The 15,979-nt window shown below is 64.3% G+C and carries 15 protein-coding genes; 5 read left to right on the forward strand and 10 right to left on the reverse strand.

Annotated features, from left to right (window positions below):
• Window positions 1-48: 48 nt before the first annotated feature.
• Window positions 49-996, forward strand: a complete 948-nt coding sequence (locus tag RFN30_RS02425; RefSeq protein ID WP_320260538.1) for a DMT family transporter — start codon at window positions 49-51, stop codon at window positions 994-996.
• Window positions 997-1,203: 207 nt separating this feature from the next.
• Here the strand turns inward: RFN30_RS02425 and RFN30_RS02430 are convergent, their stop codons facing one another.
• The 3 genes from RFN30_RS02430 to RFN30_RS02440 form a co-directional block, all read right to left on the reverse strand.
• Window positions 1,204-2,016 carry a helix-turn-helix domain-containing protein gene (locus RFN30_RS02430; RefSeq protein WP_320260956.1) on the reverse strand — a complete coding sequence of 271 codons (813 nt, stop codon included), beginning with the start codon at window positions 2,014-2,016 and terminating at the stop codon, window positions 1,204-1,206.
• 260 nt (window positions 2,017-2,276) lie between these two features.
• Window positions 2,277-3,203 (reverse strand): uracil-DNA glycosylase, encoded by a 927-nt coding sequence (locus RFN30_RS02435; RefSeq protein WP_320260539.1) that lies wholly within the window; start codon window positions 3,201-3,203, stop codon window positions 2,277-2,279.
• A gap of 71 nt (window positions 3,204-3,274) precedes the next feature.
• Window positions 3,275-3,913 carry a hypothetical protein gene (locus RFN30_RS02440; protein ID WP_320260540.1) on the reverse strand — a complete coding sequence of 213 codons (639 nt, stop codon included), beginning with the start codon at window positions 3,911-3,913 and terminating at the stop codon, window positions 3,275-3,277.
• Between the two features lie 252 nt (window positions 3,914-4,165).
• Between RFN30_RS02440 and RFN30_RS02445 the strand changes: the two genes are divergently transcribed.
• Both RFN30_RS02445 and RFN30_RS02450 read left to right on the forward strand, forming a co-directional pair.
• Entirely contained in the window at window positions 4,166-5,845 is a 1,680-nt protein-coding gene (locus RFN30_RS02445; protein ID WP_320260541.1) for an electron transfer flavoprotein-ubiquinone oxidoreductase, read from the forward strand.
• Window positions 5,846-6,154: 309 nt separating this feature from the next.
• The gene (locus RFN30_RS02450; protein WP_320260542.1) at window positions 6,155-6,748 is read left to right on the forward strand and encodes a DUF922 domain-containing Zn-dependent protease; all 594 of its coding nucleotides are present in this window, start codon (window positions 6,155-6,157) and stop codon (window positions 6,746-6,748) included.
• Between the two features lie 234 nt (window positions 6,749-6,982).
• Here RFN30_RS02450 and RFN30_RS02455 read toward each other — a convergent pair whose 3' ends face one another.
• The 5 genes from RFN30_RS02455 to RFN30_RS02475 form a co-directional block, all read right to left on the reverse strand.
• Window positions 6,983-7,993: an endonuclease/exonuclease/phosphatase family protein gene (locus RFN30_RS02455; protein ID WP_320260957.1), complete on the reverse strand. Its 1,011-nt coding sequence runs from the start codon at window positions 7,991-7,993 to the stop codon at window positions 6,983-6,985.
• A 118-nt stretch (window positions 7,994-8,111) separates the two neighbouring features.
• Window positions 8,112-9,572 (reverse strand): AMP nucleosidase, encoded by a 1,461-nt coding sequence (locus RFN30_RS02460; RefSeq protein ID WP_320260543.1) that lies wholly within the window; start codon window positions 9,570-9,572, stop codon window positions 8,112-8,114.
• 339 nt (window positions 9,573-9,911) lie between these two features.
• Window positions 9,912-10,106, reverse strand: a complete 195-nt coding sequence (locus RFN30_RS02465) for a hypothetical protein (RefSeq protein WP_320260544.1) — start codon at window positions 10,104-10,106, stop codon at window positions 9,912-9,914.
• 32 nt (window positions 10,107-10,138) lie between these two features.
• Entirely contained in the window at window positions 10,139-10,291 is a 153-nt protein-coding gene (locus RFN30_RS02470; protein ID WP_167483919.1) for a hypothetical protein, read from the reverse strand.
• A 206-nt stretch (window positions 10,292-10,497) separates the two neighbouring features.
• Window positions 10,498-10,839 carry a DUF2147 domain-containing protein gene (locus RFN30_RS02475; RefSeq protein WP_320260545.1) on the reverse strand — a complete coding sequence of 114 codons (342 nt, stop codon included), beginning with the start codon at window positions 10,837-10,839 and terminating at the stop codon, window positions 10,498-10,500.
• Window positions 10,840-11,274: 435 nt separating this feature from the next.
• Between RFN30_RS02475 and RFN30_RS02480 the strand changes: the two genes are divergently transcribed.
• Window positions 11,275-11,541, forward strand: a complete 267-nt coding sequence (locus RFN30_RS02480) for an SEL1-like repeat protein (RefSeq protein ID WP_192249109.1) — start codon at window positions 11,275-11,277, stop codon at window positions 11,539-11,541.
• 452 nt (window positions 11,542-11,993) lie between these two features.
• The gene (locus tag RFN30_RS02485; protein ID WP_320260546.1) at window positions 11,994-13,115 is read left to right on the forward strand and encodes an ABC transporter substrate-binding protein; all 1,122 of its coding nucleotides are present in this window, start codon (window positions 11,994-11,996) and stop codon (window positions 13,113-13,115) included.
• Window positions 13,116-13,223: 108 nt separating this feature from the next.
• Here the strand turns inward: RFN30_RS02485 and RFN30_RS02490 are convergent, their stop codons facing one another.
• Together RFN30_RS02490 and RFN30_RS02495 are read right to left on the reverse strand one after the other, a co-directional pair.
• Window positions 13,224-15,188: an acetyl/propionyl/methylcrotonyl-CoA carboxylase subunit alpha gene (locus RFN30_RS02490; RefSeq protein WP_320260547.1), complete on the reverse strand. Its 1,965-nt coding sequence runs from the start codon at window positions 15,186-15,188 to the stop codon at window positions 13,224-13,226.
• 259 nt (window positions 15,189-15,447) lie between these two features.
• Entirely contained in the window at window positions 15,448-15,978 is a 531-nt protein-coding gene (locus RFN30_RS02495) for an O-acetyl-ADP-ribose deacetylase (RefSeq protein ID WP_320260548.1), read from the reverse strand.
• Window position 15,979 lies beyond the last annotated feature (1 nt).

Raw genomic sequence — 15,979 nt, forward strand, 5'->3', positions numbered from 1 at the left:
CCAGGGTCTATTTCTGGGCTTCGTTTCCGACCATCCTCACGAGGCAAGATGACCGTCGATCATGCCGTCGGCCACAACACGCTGCGCGGCATTGCGCTGAAGATCGTCTCCGTGGCGGTCTTCGTCGGCATGCAGACCTGCATCAAGGCGGCCGGCGACGTGCCCGCCGGGCAGATCGTCTTCTTCCGCTCTTTCTTCGCCATTTTCCCGATCATCGGCTTCCTGGCCTTCAAGGGACAGTTAGCCACGGCCTTCACCACGAAACGGCCGTTCAACCACATCGCGCGCGGCGTTGTCGGCGTCGGCGCCATGGGGCTCGGTTTCTTCGCGCTGACCAGGCTGCCGTTGCCCGAAGCGATCACGCTGAACTATGCCCAGCCGCTGCTGGTCGTGGTGTTCTCTTCGGTCTTCTTAGGCGAGACGATCCGCGTTTATCGCTGGAGCGCGGTTGCCGTCGGTCTTGTCGGCGTGCTCATCATCTCCTGGCCGGAACTGACGCTGTTGAATTCCGACGAGGCGCTCGACGACCAGGAGGTGCTGGGCGTCATGGCGGCCTTGATCGCCGCTGCGATCTCGGCCGTCGCCATGCTTCTGGTGCGCAATCTCGTCCAGACCGAGAAGACGGCGACGATCGTGCTCTGGTTCTCCTCGACGGCGAGCGTACTGGCGCTGTTCACTCTGCCTTTCGGCTGGCAGGCGCTGACTCCGATGCAAGCCGCGCTGCTTGTCATGGCCGGCTTCTGCGGCGGGCTCGGCCAGATCCTGATGACGGCCGCCTACCGCCACGCTGAGGCGTCGGTGGTAGCGCCGTTCGAATACACTTCGATGATCCTCGGCGTCGTCGTCGGCTTTTTCGTCTTCGGTGACGTCACGTCGCTGAACACATTGATCGGCGGCGTGATCGTGGTGGCCGCCGGCATCTTCATCATCTGGCGCGAGCGGCAACTGGGCCTGGAACGCACGCGCACCCGCAGGGCGACGCCGCCGCAGGGGTGATCTGTTTCAAAAGGAAAACCTCAAGGGCCGAGTTCCTTCACACCCCCCTCTGTCCTGCCGGACATCTCCCCCGCAAGGGGGGAGATCAGCTGTCGCCGCTGCTTTCGCCAACCACCAACGGTGCAGGATGTGCGAGGCGCGGGAGCTTCCAATCTCCCCCTTGCGGGGGAGATGTCCGGCAGGACAGAGGGGGCTGTCCCGCCGACGCTACTGGTTGGCGCCCCGTTCCTTCGCCAGCCGCACCAGCACTGTCCTTGTCTGCTCGTCTGCCGGAAAGAAGGACTCGATCGCCAGTTCCGACAGCGTGACGTCGAGCGGCGTACCGAAGACGGTGATCGTGCTGATGAAGGAAAGCACAGTGTCGCCATGCGCAAGCCTGAGCGGATGGACGATGCCGCTCGGCTCGACCGGCGCCGGCCGGCTGCTCTTCAGCCCGGACGGATAGGCCCGCAACTCCTTCTCCAACTCGATCAGCACCGGATCGCCGGTGGCGTCGTTCTGGTGCTTGAGCCGCTCGAGCAGATGCGCGCGCCACTCCGCGAGGTTGACGATGCGCGGCGCGACGCCGCCCGGATGCAGGCTGAGTCTGAGCACATTGACCGGCGGCTCGAGCAGTGACGGCTCCGAGACATCGGCCAGGAACGGGCCGATCGCCGCATTGGCGGAAACGAGGTTCCAGTGCCGGTCGACCGCGAGCGCCGGGAAGGGCTCGTGCCCTCGAAGCACCGTCTCGACCGCGGCCATCGCCGGCGCCAGCGTCGCATCGGTCAGCGGCCTTTCGCTGAAGCTTGGCGCGAAGCCCGCCGCGAGCAGCAGTTGGTTGCGCTGGCGCAGCGGGATCGCAAGCTGCTCGGCCAGATGCAGCACCATCTCGCGCGACGGCTGGGCCCGGCCGCTTTCGACAAAGGAGAGATGCCGCTGCGAGATGTCGGCTTCCATGGCTAGGTCGAGTTGGCTCATGCGCCGGCGCGTGCGCCATTCGCGGATGAGGCTGCCGGCGGAGATGTCGGATGTGGTCATGTGGGATGAGTAGGGCGGCTGCCATCTCATTTCAATTACCTGCCAGGTCATAGGTCAGGCACCTTCGCAGGCGTTTGGCGAAGGCGGCGGTGTCGGCCAATCTCCCCCCTTGTGGGGGAGATGCCTGGCAAGGCAGAGGGGGGCGCTGTCCCGCCGGCCTATCAGCTCTCAGAGCTGCGACGTGAGAAAAAATGGTGGAAGCTTGCGATCCTTCGCGCTCCCCTCTGTCCTGCCGGACATCTCCCCCACAAGGGGGGAGATCAGCTAGTAGCCAACACCCGCAACTTTGCCTTCACCTCAAGAAAATCCCTCCAGGCCAGCTTCTTATGCGCCGGCGTCCTGAGTAGATAGGCCGGATGCAGCGTCGGCATCGCCGGAATGGCGGTGCCCGACGCGGTCGTATGCACACGCCAGTTGCCGCGCAGCCTGAGTATCCCTTCCGTGGTGTTGAGCAGCGTCTTGGCCGAAGGTCCGCCGAGATTGACCAGCACCTTGGGATTGACCAGCTCGATCTGCCTTTCGATGAACGGGCGGCAGATTTCCGTCTCGTGCGGCGTCGGCGTGCGGTTGCCCGGCGGGCGCCATGGGATGACATTGGCGATATAGGCCGATGTTCGGTCGAGGCCGATCGCGGCGAGCATGCGGTCGAGCAGCCGTCCCGAGCGGCCAACGAAGGGCAGGCCTTCGAGGTCCTCGTCGCGGCCCGGCGCCTCGCCGACGAGCATCAGCTCGGCATTCGGGCTGCCGTCGGCGAAGACCAGGTTCTTGGCGGTGAATTTGAGGTTGCAGCCGTCGAAGGCCGCCATGTGCTGGCGCAGCTCGTCAAGCGTCGAGGCGCTCGCCGCCAGCTGCCGCGCGAGCATGATCTGCCCCTCGTCGGGGACCGTCGCGGTGGTGAGGGTCGGGCGCCGCGGCGCATCGGGCACTTGGCTTGCGTCCAGCCCGGTTGATGTCGGCCATTCCGCAGCCCGGCTTGCGTCGAAGCCGGGCTCCGCTGCCGGCCGCTCCTCGTGCCTGCTTTCGCGAGCGGGCGCGGCCGTCGCCGGCGCGCGCTCGGCCTGCTTTGGCTTGACCTCGGCGAACCGGTTGATGGGCGTGTCTTCCAGCGCCTCGTCGACGCCTGCGCTGGCATAGAACGCCAGCAGCTCGGCAATGTCGATCGGATTGTTGGGAGAGGTGGCAGTCATGGCGGCACCATCGTCCGCATGGCGATGATTTGCAACCGCCGTGACAGCAATCTCCCCCTCGACGGTGGAGACTACCCCGTCGGAATGCGCGGGTCCTGCACCAGATAAAACGTCCAGCGCGGCGTGTAGTCGGTGATCAGGAACTCGAAGGTCGCCGTCTTCAGTGGGTCGACCTTGCCGTTCTTGAACAGCAGCCGGTCATAGGGTTCGAACTGGCGGTCGAAATCGGCGAAGTTGCTGGAAACGATGTTGTCTGGCGTCTTGTTGCGCTGGTCGAAGGACAGGCCGTCGCCGAACACGCTTGGCTGGTCGAGGATTTCCTGCAGCTCGAACTGGAATTCCACCCAGGGCAGCGCGCTGTTGTTGAGCACGTCGATGCGCATATACATGACGCCATTGGCGACGTCGCCGGCCCTGCCGAAGGCCTCGATCGGTCTGGTGGCGCGGATGGTCAGCGTCACCGGCGTCGCCGAGTTCAGTTCCTCGGTGATGACCAGCGGGTCATCCTTGGTGCCGACCCCGGAAGCGCCGGTGATGCGGAAGCCCCCAAGCTCGTCGGAAAAGGAGTAGGCGCCGCTCGCCCAGACCTTCACCGGATCGGCTTGCGCCGGGGCAATCAGGAAGAGGAGGGGAAGAACCGCGCGGCAGAGCACGCCGGGCGTGAAGAGTAAGCGCTTCGATGGAAAGCCGGTTGGCTCGGGAGTGCGCATGGCGCCAAGTATTGCCAATAAGCAAGCCGTCGAACAATTAAAAACGTGCGTCCGCCGGTTCCCCTTCCAATCGGTTGGCTCTGTCGGATGCTTTGCCTGGCCTGATCGAATGGGCTTGCATCGCCAGAAAACCGCGACTTTTTGTCGAAATCGGCTTTGTCACGACAGCACCCGTTTCGCGTCGCGAATTGATGCGCTATGCAGCGCGTGAGCCAGCAGAATGCTAGAATATGGCGAGCCAGTGAGGGGCCGATGAGCGAAATCGAACGCGAGAGCATGGAATTCGACGTGGTGATCGTCGGCGCCGGTCCGGCCGGCCTTGCCGCGGCGATCCGTCTGAAGCAGCTCAACCCCGACCTTTCCGTCGTCGTCTTGGAAAAGGGCGGCGAGGTCGGCGCCCACATCCTGTCCGGCGCCGTCGTCGACCCGATCGGCATCGATCGCCTTTTGCCCGGCTGGCGCGAAGAAGAGGGCCACCCGTTCAAGACGCCTGTCACCGACGATCATTTCCTGGTCCTCGGCCCCGCCGGTTCCTTCCGCCTGCCCAATTTCCTGATGCCGCCGCTGATGAACAACCACGGCAACTTCATCGTCTCGCTCGGCAATGTCTGCCGCTGGCTGGCGACCAAGGCCGAGGCGCTCGGCGTCGAGATCTATCCGGGCTTTGCCGCGGCGAGCCTCGTCTACAACGATGCCGGCGCCGTCACCGGGGTCATCACCGGCGACATGGGCGTCGAGAAGGACGGCACGCATGGCCCGGCTTATGCGCCTGGTATGGCGCTGATGGGAAAATATGTGCTGATCGGCGAAGGCGCGCGCGGCTCTTTGGCCAAGCAGCTGATCGCCAAGTACAAACTTTCCGAAGGCCGCGAACCCGGCAAATACGGCATCGGCCTCAAGGAACTCTGGCAGGTCAAGCCGGAGAACCACAAGCCGGGGCTGGTGCAGCATTCCTTCGGCTGGCCGCTCGACATGAAGACCGGCGGCGGCTCCTTCCTCTATCATCTGGAAGACAACCAGGTGGCGGTCGGCTTCGTCGTTCACCTGAACTACAAGAACCCCTGGCTCTCGCCCTTCGAGGAGTTCCAGCGCTTCAAGACGCATCCGGCGATCAAAGGCACCTTCGAAGGTGCCAAGCGGATCGGCTACGGCGCGCGCGCCATCACCGAAGGCGGCTGGCAGTCGGTGCCGAAGCTTTCCTTCCCGGGCGGCGTGCTGATGGGCTGCGCGGCCGGCTTCGTCAACGTGCCGCGCATCAAGGGCTCGCACAATGCGGTGCTGTCCGGCATGCTGGCGGCCGAACATGTCGCGGACGCCATTGCCGCCGGCCGCGCCAATGACGAGCTCGCCTCCTATGAAGCTGCCTGGCGCGGCAGCGACATCGGCAAGGACCTGAAGAAGGTTCGCAACGTCAAGCCGTTGTGGTCGCGCTTCGGCACCATCGTGGGCGTCGGCATCGGCGGTCTCGACATGTGGCTGAACACGCTGTTCGGCTTCTCGCCCTTCGGCACGCTGAAGCACCGCAAGGCCGACTATGCGACGTTGGAGCCTGCCTCCAAGCATCAGAAGATCGCCTATCCGAAGCCGGATGGCGTCTTGACCTTCGACCGGCTCTCCTCGGTGTTCTTGTCCAACACCAATCACGAGGAGAACGAGCCGGTGCATCTCATCGTCGGCGACGCCGCGCTGCAGCAGCGCTCCGAGCACGATGTCTTTGCCGGTCCTTCGACCCGCTACTGCCCGGCAGGCGTCTATGAATGGGTGGACAAGGACGGCAATGCCGCCGCCGATCCGTCCGCCAAAGATGTACGCTTCGTCATCAACGCGCAGAACTGCGTCCACTGCAAAACCTGCGACATCAAGGACCCGAACCAGAACATCAACTGGGTGCCGCCGCAAGGCGGCGAAGGCCCGGTCTACCAAGGGATGTGAGCCTACGCCCGACCGGGCCGTCTCGACCGCCGCCAAAGGAAAATGCCGGCGAAGGCCCGGTCTACCAAGGGATGTGAGGGCAATTGCCGAGGGCTTTGCGCTGCCCCTCAACCTCTCTCCCGGGAAGAACGGGAGAGGTGGGTCGCCAGCGCCAGAGCTTGTCTCTTCTGCTTCCACGGGGAGAAGATGGCGGCAGCCAGATGAGGGCCGGCGCCTGCGTCCGGTACAGGTTGCGACAGCGCAACCTCAAGGCCGTTGAAACCGCCGCCTGCTTGTGTTTCCTTTTCCTAAGGATAGGGAGCAACGACCATGCGCTTGGCGGTTCTGACATGCCTTGTCGCCCTCGGCGCGCTATGCGCGCCCCAGGCTTCGGCCGGCACCAGGGTGCTGGTCCAGACGCGCACCTATGACATTGCCGGCAATTCCGGCGCGGCACTGGTCGAGGCCATGGATAGCAAAGGCCCCAAGCACGGCTTCATGACACATGCCATCGCCCAGACCGCCTACACGGTAGATTGGGAACTCGGCGTGATCCAGGACAAGGGCTCGTGCCGGCTCAAGCAGGCAAACGGCACGCTCAATCTCTTCTACACCTTTCCGCGCGTCGCTTCGCCGGCGACACCGGCACTGAAGAACCGCTGGGACCGGTTCTTCGTCGGCGTGCGCGCCCATGAGGAGACCCATGGCCGTATCGCCAGGCAAATGATGCGCGCCACCGAGCGGTCGATCACCGGTCTCAAGGTCGCGGACGATCCCTATTGCTACAAGACGCGCCGTGAGGCGCGTCAGCGCATCCAGGCCGCCTATGCCGAATACGAGGCCAGGCAGAATGCCTTCGATGCCCGCGAGCACCGCGATGGCGGCCACGTCGAGCACCTGGTCGCGGCTTTGATCAAGCCTTAGAGGCCCGATCCGTTCGTCATCCTAGGGCGTAGCAAGGAGCGAAGCGACGCGCGTAGACCCTAGGATCCATGCCGTGACCTGGGCCCAAGAATGCAGCGATTCAGAACGTTGCTGCCAGCCTTGTCGCGGTATCGACGATTCTAGACCGTCGAGGCGCGTTGAATTCACGGCATGGATCCTAGGGTCTGCGCTCCGCTTCGCGTCGCTGCGCCCTAGGATGACGAAGCGATTGTGTCAGCCGCGTGGGCCGCTGGGCAACGCATTCGCCGCCAGCGCCGATTCATGCTCGTCCCCGGGTGCTCTGCCGTCGGGCCGCAACGAGAACTCGACCAGTACCGGCAGATGGTCCGAGCCGTCGCCTTCCAGCCGCGTTGAGGACAGGATCGTCACCCCGCCCTTGCTGAACACCTGGTCGATCGGCAGGCCGGCGAAGCGCCGGATGAAATCCGGCAGCTTGCGGTGGATCCAGGTCGGCCCGGCCGACGGCATGACGGTCAGTCCGCCGAGCGAGGCGACGCGCCGCACCGCCGCGCTCCACGGCACGGCGTTGCAGTCGCCGGCCATGATGGCGGTTTCGCCGAGCGCGGCAAGCGGCTCCGACAGCTCGCCGATCTGCCAATACTGCTCGCGCGGCCAGGGCCAGCTCAGATGGATCGCGGCGACGTCGACGCCTGTGCCGCCGAAATCGATCGTTGCGGTCGCCATCGCGCCGCGCTGCTCGCAATGCGGCGCGGTGCCGGCGGCAAACGGCCGCCGTGAAAGCAGCGCAACGCCGAATATGCCGTTGGGATAGGGGCAAAGGATGCGGTAGGGATAGGCGCTGGTGATGTAGCCAAGCTCTCTTGTCCACATCCCCGACACCTCGTCGAGAGTGATCACATCGGGATTGGTCCGGCCGATCAGCGACAGCACCTTCTTGGGCGTCGGATTGTCGAAGCGCAAATTCATCTGCAGCAGCGTGTAGACGATCCGGTCAGCAGGCTTGGCGACTGCCTGCTGCGGCCACAGCCGGGGCAACGCGCTCGCCGTCGTGGCGAGGCTGGCAATGGCAAAGAGCAGCACCGCGACGGCCTGCAGCCGGTAGGAACTGGCCAGCAGCGGCAGCGCCAGCAGCGCCGTCAAGACGCTCAGATGAATGCGAAAATGCGCGAAGGAATCGAAAGCCGGATGCAGCGCGCCGAAGAACCCGGCCAGCAGCGCGGCCGAGAGTGCCATCATCGCCAGGAATGCCACCCCAGCCGTCATGTTCGAGCGCGCGCCGCCTGTTGTCATGTCAGTCGTGGTCTGCCGGATGCCGCTGGCAATCAGATCGGCCTGCTTATCGGCCAAATTGCGGCCTGGGCAAGACGACGAGTTGCCTCGGCTACTGGAAAGCAGTCTCGGAGAAGCTTCTCAGCTTGCGCGAATGCAGCCGCTCCATCGGCATTTCGGCCAGCTTCTCCATCGCCCTGATGCCGATGGTGAGATGCTGCGCCACCTGCCGCTTGTAGAACTCGGTCGCCATGCCGGGCAGCTTCAGCTCGCCATGCAGCGGCTTGTCGGAGACGCAAAGCAGCGTCCCGTATGGCACGCGGAAGCGGAAGCCGTTGGCCGCGATCGTCGCCGATTCCATGTCGAGCGCGATCGCCCGGGACTGCGACAGGCGCTGCACGGGCCCGCGCTGGTCGCGCAGCTCCCAGTTGCGGTTGTCGATGGTGGCGACGGTGCCGGTGCGCATGATGCGCTTTAGGTCATAGCCGGAAAGGCCGGTCACTTCCGCCACCGCTTCCTGCAGCGCCACCTGGATCTCGGCCAGCGGCGGGATCGGCACCCAGACCGGCAGGTCGTCGTCGAGCACATGGTCCTCGCGCACATAGGCATGCGCCAGCACATAGTCGCCCAGCGCCTGCGTGTTGCGCAGGCCGGCGCAATGGCCGAGCATCACCCAGGCATGCGGCCGAAGCACCGCGATGTGGTCGGTGATGGTCTTGGCGTTGGACGGGCCGACGCCGATATTGACCATGCTGATGCCGCCATGGCCAGGCTTCTTCAGATGATAGGCCGGCATCTGGGGCAGGCGTTGAGGCGGCGTGCCTTCGCTCGGCGCGCCGGCTCCGGCCTTCGTCACCACATTGCCCGGCTCGACGAATTCGCTGTAACCGCCTCCGCCGCTCTCCATCAGGTCGCGGGCCCGCGCCACGAACTCGTCGATGTAGAACTGGTAGTTGGTGAACAGCACGAAGTTCTGGAAATGCTGCGGGCTGGTCGCCGTGTAGTGCGTCATGCGGTGCAGCGAATAGTCGATGCGCTGCGCCGTGAACGGCGCCAGCGGCCGCGGCTCGCCGAACGCCACCTCGAAGGTGCCGTTGGCGATCTGGTCGTCGGTGCCGTCGAGGTCAGGCACGTCGAACAGGTCGCGGATCGGCCGCTTGATGCGCTCGGCCGCCGTGCCGTCGACATAGGTGCCTTCCAGGAAGGCGAAATGCAGCGGGATCGGCGTGGTCGATTCCGACACCGTCACCTGCACGCCGTGATTGCGCATGATGAGCCGAAGCTGCTCGACGAGATAGTTCTCGAACAGCTTCGGCTGGGTGATGGTGGTGGCGAAATGCCCGGGCGTCGGCATATGGCCGTAGGCCTGGCGCGAGTCGATCTGGGTGAACGAGGTGGTGGTGACGCCGATCTGTGGATAGAAGGCCCGGTAGCGCTTGCTCTCGTCGCCGCCGGCGGCGAGCTTGGCGAAGGAATCGCGCAGGAATTTGGTGTTGCGGTCGTAGAGCGCCTCCAACGCCGCGACCGCCTTCTTGGCGTCGTCGAACCTCTGCCTGCCGAAAGGCTCCGGCATGACGACCGATTCGATGGCTTGAGGGTAGATTCGCTTTTCCATGGCCCAATATAGGGATTTGGAAGCGCGCTTGGGAGGGGGAAGCGAGCGCGAAGCTTGCCCTGCGGCGTATTTTTCTTCGACCGTGTTCTCAAGGTGTGCTGAGATTCAGGTTAGGCCGAGTCGAGAATGGTGGTTTCCGAGAACCGGCCTACGCCGGCCGGCGCCTTCATAGAGCGGAGACCCTGATGAGGGCTTCGGCCGGCGTAGGCCGGAGCGGAGCGTACTTGAAGTACGTGAGCACCGGAAGCGCAGGGAGCCGCCATTTGCAGACCGGCCTCACCTGAATATCAGCACACCTTACCCGCGCTGCAGACTGACCAGCAGCACAAAGCCGATGCCTGCCTTCTTCGGCGTCGGCGCCTCGATGACCGAACCGGCGTCGGCGCGCATCATCGGCACCGCCAGCACAGGGGCGGCAAGCAGCATCAGGATAAGCATCGCCCGCGGCAGGAGGCGAAGAGCCTTGAGGGTGGAGGTGGCGATGCGATTCATGGTGGTCGTTCCGGTTTCGAGTATTGGTCGTTTCAGCGGTCGAAATGGTTCATGCAGTCCAGCCGGCAGGTGTCGGCCATTCCCGATGAGCGGGCCGGACGGCCGGCTTCGGCCACCAGGATGGCGAAGAACATGCCGAACAGGCTCATCAGCAGGCAGACGATGGTGAAGCGGCGGACAAGCATTGGTCTCTCCTTCAATGGCGAGGAGAATGCCCGAATGCCTCTGAACCGGTTCTGAGACCGCTATTCATCTACCGTTCAAATTGGTTGATGTGGTTTTTGATCCGGCCGGGTGCCGGGGACTGCCGTGCTCGGCAATGCGCTTCGAAGCAGCGCTCAAAGAAAACGGGGCCGCCGGGCCCCGTTTCACGTCGTCATCTGCGCAGCGATCAGAGCTTGTGCCAGGTCTGGCTCTTGCAGATCAGTCCGCCCAGCACGCAGCCGCTCATCTTGAGCGAGGTGCCGGAAAGCGTCGCCTTGCCGGAATAGGTCTTGTCGGTTTCCGGGTCCGTTATTGTGCCGGTGTACTTGTTGTCGCCGGCCGCCTTGAAGGAGCCGATCGTCTTGCCGGCATATTTGCCGGACTTGAGCGTGATGGAAAACGCGTCGCTGCCCGCGATCGCCGCCGTCGATCCGGCCTGCGTCTTCCAATTGCCCTCGATCGGGTCGGCCCATGCGGCGCCCGCCATGACCAAGGTGGCCGCCAGGGCCAGGCTCGCTTTTCGAAACATGCTTGTCCTCCCTTTAGGGTTCCGGCGGGCCTCGTTCCGCCTGTCTGTCCCTTACGCAAACGTAAAGCTAATCCAGCCGCCGCCAAAACGAAAGCGGTGCCGCCACGGAAGGTTGCAAGGATTTTGGCCGCGCGGATCGCTGAAAATGAACAGGTGGCGAAAAAGACTTCGGTTTCCGTGGTTAGCGAAGTCTTGATTCCGTCGTTTGAAATTTTCGTCGAATTTTGCGCAAATCGGCTGAATTGCTGGGCTCCTATGCTTAACAGTTTTTCGCGTTTACCTCTTGTTTTAGCTTTGTTTTCTTCAAATTAAGCAAGCCATTTAACGACGGATTCAAAGCCAGCCGTCATCCTCGAAAGCATCGAAAGAGCGGCCCGCCCAAGGGACTTCAAGGGGCAGAAGGAGGCAGCTCTCGGGAGCAGACAGGGGATTGAAATGGCACGTTTTGAAATGCTTGAAGCCGGCTTCGGCGCCATGGGGGCAACTGCCCAGGCCGACATTCTCTTCGAACTGGGCATGATGTATGCGACCGGCCGCGATTGCGAGACGGACGTCGTCGCTGCCCACAAATGGTTCAACATCGCCGCGATCAAGGGCTCGGCCCGCGCCGCCGAACTGCGCTCGGAACTGTCGGCGACGATGTCGAAGGCCGATATCGCCAGGGCGCTGCGCGAAGCGCGCGAATGGATGACGATGCACTGATTTTGCGAGCCTAAGGGTAAGAGTCTTCAGGGGACAAGGTCGCGACAAGACGGCCGGTCAACAAGACCAAGAACGCGGCAGGTCAACGAACCCAAGCCGTGCGCCAGACCATGATCCCGAACCGAAGGTCCACGCAGTGAAAAGTGGAATCCGGTTTTCGGATAAGATCATGGTCCATCAAGAAACAGGGAAGCGAGCGAGTTCAGGCGCGCGGGGCGCTGGGGAAGCTCGACTGCAAAAGCCGCGACCGGCCGGGACAAGGCCGGCGCGGCTTTTGCATTTGCTTATCTCCCCCGAGGTACTGCGTGCTTGGCCCAAGAAATGCTCGCCGAAATGAACCAAAGCGGTATGTATTGTCCTCTCGACAGTTCCGGCGAAGGGTGGAATTGTCCCGGCTCTCAGGAACAAGCGTGGCCGGCGCGGTCGCGCGCAAGTGGAGGAGTTCTATTGTCATGAAAAGATTGGGTATTTTGAGCGCGGCCGCATTGGGCCTGATGATGAGCGCATCGGTTGCCTTCGCCGACGACATCACCATTTCGGTGGTCGGCCCGATGACCGGTCAACTCGCCACGATCGGCGATCAGTTTAAGCAGGGCGCGCAGGCCGCCGCCGACGCCATCAACGCGTCCGGTGGCGTCAATGGCGCAAAGATCAAGCTCGACATCGAGGATGACCAGTGCGATCCGAAGCAGGCGGTGTCGGTCGCCAATCGCGTCGTCGCCAACGGCGTCAAATTCGTCGATGGCCATGCCTGCTCGGGTTCGAGCATTCCGGCTTCCGCCGTCTATGCCGAATCCGGCACGCTGATGATGAGCCCGGCCTCGTCCAACCCGGTGCTGACCGACGCCGCGGCGAAGTCCGGCTGGCCGACGATCATGCGCCTCTACACGCGTGACGACGCCCAGGGCGCCTTCATCGGCCCGTGGATCGCCAAGAAATATGCCGGCAAGAACGTCGTCGTCCTGCACGACAAGAGCGCCTACGGTCAGGGCGTTGCCGATGTGGTCAAGGCGACGATGAACGCCGGGGGCCTCAAGGAGGTCGACTATGAAGGCATCAACGCCGGCGAGAAGGATTATTCGGCTCTGGTCACCAAGCTCAAGTCGCTCAAGGCCGATGTCGTCTATTTCGGCGGCTATCACCCCGAGGCCGGCCTCATCCTGCGCCAGGCTGCCGAGCAGAACGTCAAGTTCCAGCTGATCATGCCGGACTCGATCGCCACGCCGGAATTCTGGCAGGTCGCCGGCCCGGCCGGTGAAGGCACCATGTTCGTCTTCCCGTCGGATCCGCAGGCGAAGCCGGAAGCGAAGGACGCGGTCGCCAAGATCAAGGCCGGCGGCTTCACGCCGGAAGGCTTCACGCTGTTCTCCTATGCCGTGATCCAGGCCGTCGCCGAGGGCGTCAAGCGCGCCGGCACCGACGATCCGGGCAAGGTTGCCGAGGCGCTGAAAGACGGCAAGCCGATCAGCACCGTCGTCGGCGATGTCATCTTCGACGAGAAGGGCGACCTGAAGAACGCCAGCTACGACATCAACCAGTGGCACGACGGCAAATACGCGCCGATCAAGCCGTAATCGGTTCTGTCAGACAAGCGGAAATGGCCGGGCTCGTCCCGGCCATTTTTCTCTTTAATGCATGTCGCCCAAAAGCGCGTCGCCTGAACCGGTTTCAGCGCGACGCACTTATGCCTGGCCGTCCTCGACAAAGCGCACCAATACCGTGCCGTCGCTCACCTGCGCGCCCTCAGCCGCGATCTCGGCGATCACCCCGTCATGAGGTGCTGCGATGGTGTGCTCCATCTTCATCGCCTCGAGGATCAGGAGCGGCTGGCCCTTGATCACGGCATCGCCCGCCGCCGCGCGCACCAGCTTGACCAGCCCCGGCATCGGCGCCCGCAGGCTCCCCGAGGCGGCAGCGGCTTCGTCCGCCTTGGCGAGCGGGTCGGGAACCGCGAAAGTATGGCCGACCGCGCCTTCGAACACTGTGACATGGCCCGGCCAGCGCGCGGTGCGCGGCAAATTCCTGAGATCATGCGAATTGATCGCATCATGCGGCGCCTCCAGCGCCACCTGGTAGCGGCCGTCCGGCCGCGCCGAGACCCGCGCGAGTATGTTCTCCTCGCCGAAACGCAGCCGGGTGCGGCGCGCGAGCGTATGGAAATGCGCATAGCCCGCGAGCGAGGACCATGGATCGGCGGCCGGGCCCGGCGCGCCCGCGTCGGTTGCCGCCAGCGCCGCCGCGGCGGTGGCTTCATCGCTCGGCGCGGGCAGGGCGATCAGCGCCTCCTGATGCCGGCCGATCAGGCCGGTGTCGACATCGCCCGCCGCGAAATCGGCATCGGTCGCAAGCGCCGCGAGGAAGGCGGTGTTGACGGTCGAGCCCGCAACTTCCGTCCGGGCCAGCGCCTTGCGCAGCGCGCCGAGCCCAGTGGTTCTATCCTTGGCGTGCACCACCAGCTTGGCGATCATCGGATCGTAGAACGGCGAGATGGCATCGCCGGCCCGCACGCCGGTTTCGATCCGTATGGCGGCATCCTCGGGCGATGCGTCGGGGAACTTCAGATGATGCAGCGTGCCTGTCGCCGGCAGGAAACCCTTGGCCGCGTCCTCGGCGTAGATGCGTGCCTCGAAGGCGTGTCCGGCAAGCGCGATCTCGCCCTGCGTCTTCGGCAGTTTTTCGCCGGAGGCGACACGGAGCTGCCACTCGACCAGATCGACGCCGGTGACCATCTCGGTGACGGGATGCTCGACCTGCAGCCGGGTGTTCATCTCCATGAACCAGAAGCGGTCGGCCTTGAGCCCCTCGGAGGCGTCGACGATGAACTCGATCGTGCCGGCGCCGGAGTAGCTGATCGCCTTGGCGGCCTTGACCGCGGCCTCTGTCATCGCCTTACGCAGCGCCGGTGTCATGCCGGGCGCAGGCGCCTCCTCTATCACCTTCTGGTGGCGGCGCTGCGCCGAGCAGTCGCGCTCGAAAAGATGCACGGCATTGCCGAAATTGTCGCCGAACACCTGGACTTCGATATGGCGCGGCTTGTCGACATATTTTTCCACCAGCACGCGGTCGTCGCCGAAGGCGGCCTTGGCCTCGCGCCGCGCGCCCGATAGCGCCTCGGAGAAATCGTCCGGGTGGTCGACGCGCCGCATGCCCTTGCCGCCGCCGCCGGCGCGCGCCTTGATCAGCACGGGGTAGCCGATCTCGCGCGCCTTGGACGCGAGCAGCACGATCTCCTGCGCTTCGCCGTGATAGCCAGGCACCACCGGAACGCCGGCCTTTTCCATCAGCCGCTTGGCGGCGTCCTTCAGCCCCATGGCGCGGATCGAGGTGGCGGACGGCCCGATGAAGACCAGCCCGGCCGCTGTCACCTGATCGACGAAATCAGGGTTTTCCGACAGGAAGCCATAGCCGGGATGAACCGCTTCGGCGCCGGTAGCGAGCGCCGCGGCTATGATCCTGTCGCCGCGCAGATAGCTCTCGCCGACGGGCGAGGGGCCGATATGCACTGCCTCGTCGGCCATCTCGACATGCAGGGCGCGGGCATCGGCGTCCGAATAGACGGCGACGGTGCGCACGCCGAGCTTGCGCGCGGTGCGGATGACGCGACAGGCGATCTCGCCGCGATTGGCGATCAGGATCTTGGCGAACATGGGGCCTCCGCAGCCAGAGTATGCTTTGAGCGAGGTCGGCGTTCCTTCGCGCCCCCCTCTGTCCTGCCGGACATCTCCCCCACCAGGGGGGAGATCGAGCGCCGCGGTCGATTCCACCAATCGCGAACGTTGGAAAATGAGCGGCAGCGGCGAAGCTGCCAATCTCCCCCCAAGTGGGGGAGATGTCCGGCAGGACAGAGGGGGGCGCTGTCTCGCCAGCCTGTCAGGGCAGACAAATTATTCGAATCGCTCATACAGCTTAGGCTCCGCCAATGGCAGCAACGACCTCACGATATAGCTCCGCCGTCGGCTCGTCGAAGCAGCAGAAAGTAACCGCATCAGGCACTGTATTCTGCCGCAGGAAGTCGCTTACGTTTGCAACAGCGATCTCCGTCGCCTCGTCCTTCGGAAAGCGATAGACGCCGGTCGAGATCGCCGGAAAAGCAACTGTCTTGCAGTCATGGTCGCGGGCGATTTCGAGCGACCGCCGGTAGCAGGAGGCGAGCAGCTTGGCCTCGCCCTTGTCGCCCCCTTGCCAGACCGGCCCGACGGTGTGGATGACGTAGCGCGCCGGCAGGCGATAGCCCTTGGTCAGCTTGGCGTCGCCGGTGCTGCAGCCGTTCAGCGTCCGGCATTCGGCGACCAGTTCTGGCCCGGCGGCGCGGTGGATGGCGCCGTCGACACCACCGCCGCCGAGCAGCGAGGAGTTGGCGGCATTGACGATGGCATCGACCGCGAGCTTGGTAATGTCGCCGGTGTGAATGCGGATCCTGTCGCCGAGATCGCCCATC

Origin of the sequence: Mesorhizobium dulcispinae (assembly GCF_033977345.1) — a bacterium.
Classification (GTDB): Bacteria; Pseudomonadota; Alphaproteobacteria; order Rhizobiales; family Rhizobiaceae; genus Mesorhizobium; species Mesorhizobium dulcispinae.

Coding starts and splice junctions, on each gene's coding strand:
- RFN30_RS02425 (WP_320260538.1), top strand. CDS start 49: ATGACCGTCGATCATGCCGTCGGCCACAACACGCTGCGCGGCATTGCG.
- RFN30_RS02430 (WP_320260956.1), bottom strand. CDS start 2,016: ATGACCACATCCGACATCTCCGCCGGCAGCCTCATCCGCGAATGGCGC.
- RFN30_RS02435 (WP_320260539.1), bottom strand. CDS start 3,203: ATGACTGCCACCTCTCCCAACAATCCGATCGACATTGCCGAGCTGCTG.
- RFN30_RS02440 (WP_320260540.1), bottom strand. CDS start 3,913: ATGCGCACTCCCGAGCCAACCGGCTTTCCATCGAAGCGCTTACTCTTC.
- RFN30_RS02445 (WP_320260541.1), top strand. CDS start 4,166: ATGAGCGAAATCGAACGCGAGAGCATGGAATTCGACGTGGTGATCGTC.
- RFN30_RS02450 (WP_320260542.1), top strand. CDS start 6,155: ATGCGCTTGGCGGTTCTGACATGCCTTGTCGCCCTCGGCGCGCTATGC.
- RFN30_RS02455 (WP_320260957.1), bottom strand. CDS start 7,993: ATGACGGCTGGGGTGGCATTCCTGGCGATGATGGCACTCTCGGCCGCG.
- RFN30_RS02460 (WP_320260543.1), bottom strand. CDS start 9,572: ATGCCGGAGCCTTTCGGCAGGCAGAGGTTCGACGACGCCAAGAAGGCG.
- RFN30_RS02465 (WP_320260544.1), bottom strand. CDS start 10,106: ATGAATCGCATCGCCACCTCCACCCTCAAGGCTCTTCGCCTCCTGCCG.
- RFN30_RS02470 (WP_167483919.1), bottom strand. CDS start 10,291: ATGCTTGTCCGCCGCTTCACCATCGTCTGCCTGCTGATGAGCCTGTTC.
- RFN30_RS02475 (WP_320260545.1), bottom strand. CDS start 10,839: ATGTTTCGAAAAGCGAGCCTGGCCCTGGCGGCCACCTTGGTCATGGCG.
- RFN30_RS02480 (WP_192249109.1), top strand. CDS start 11,275: ATGGCACGTTTTGAAATGCTTGAAGCCGGCTTCGGCGCCATGGGGGCA.
- RFN30_RS02485 (WP_320260546.1), top strand. CDS start 11,994: ATGAAAAGATTGGGTATTTTGAGCGCGGCCGCATTGGGCCTGATGATG.
- RFN30_RS02490 (WP_320260547.1), bottom strand. CDS start 15,188: ATGTTCGCCAAGATCCTGATCGCCAATCGCGGCGAGATCGCCTGTCGC.
- RFN30_RS02495 (WP_320260548.1), bottom strand. CDS start 15,978: ATGGGCGATCTCGGCGACAGGATCCGCATTCACACCGGCGACATTACC.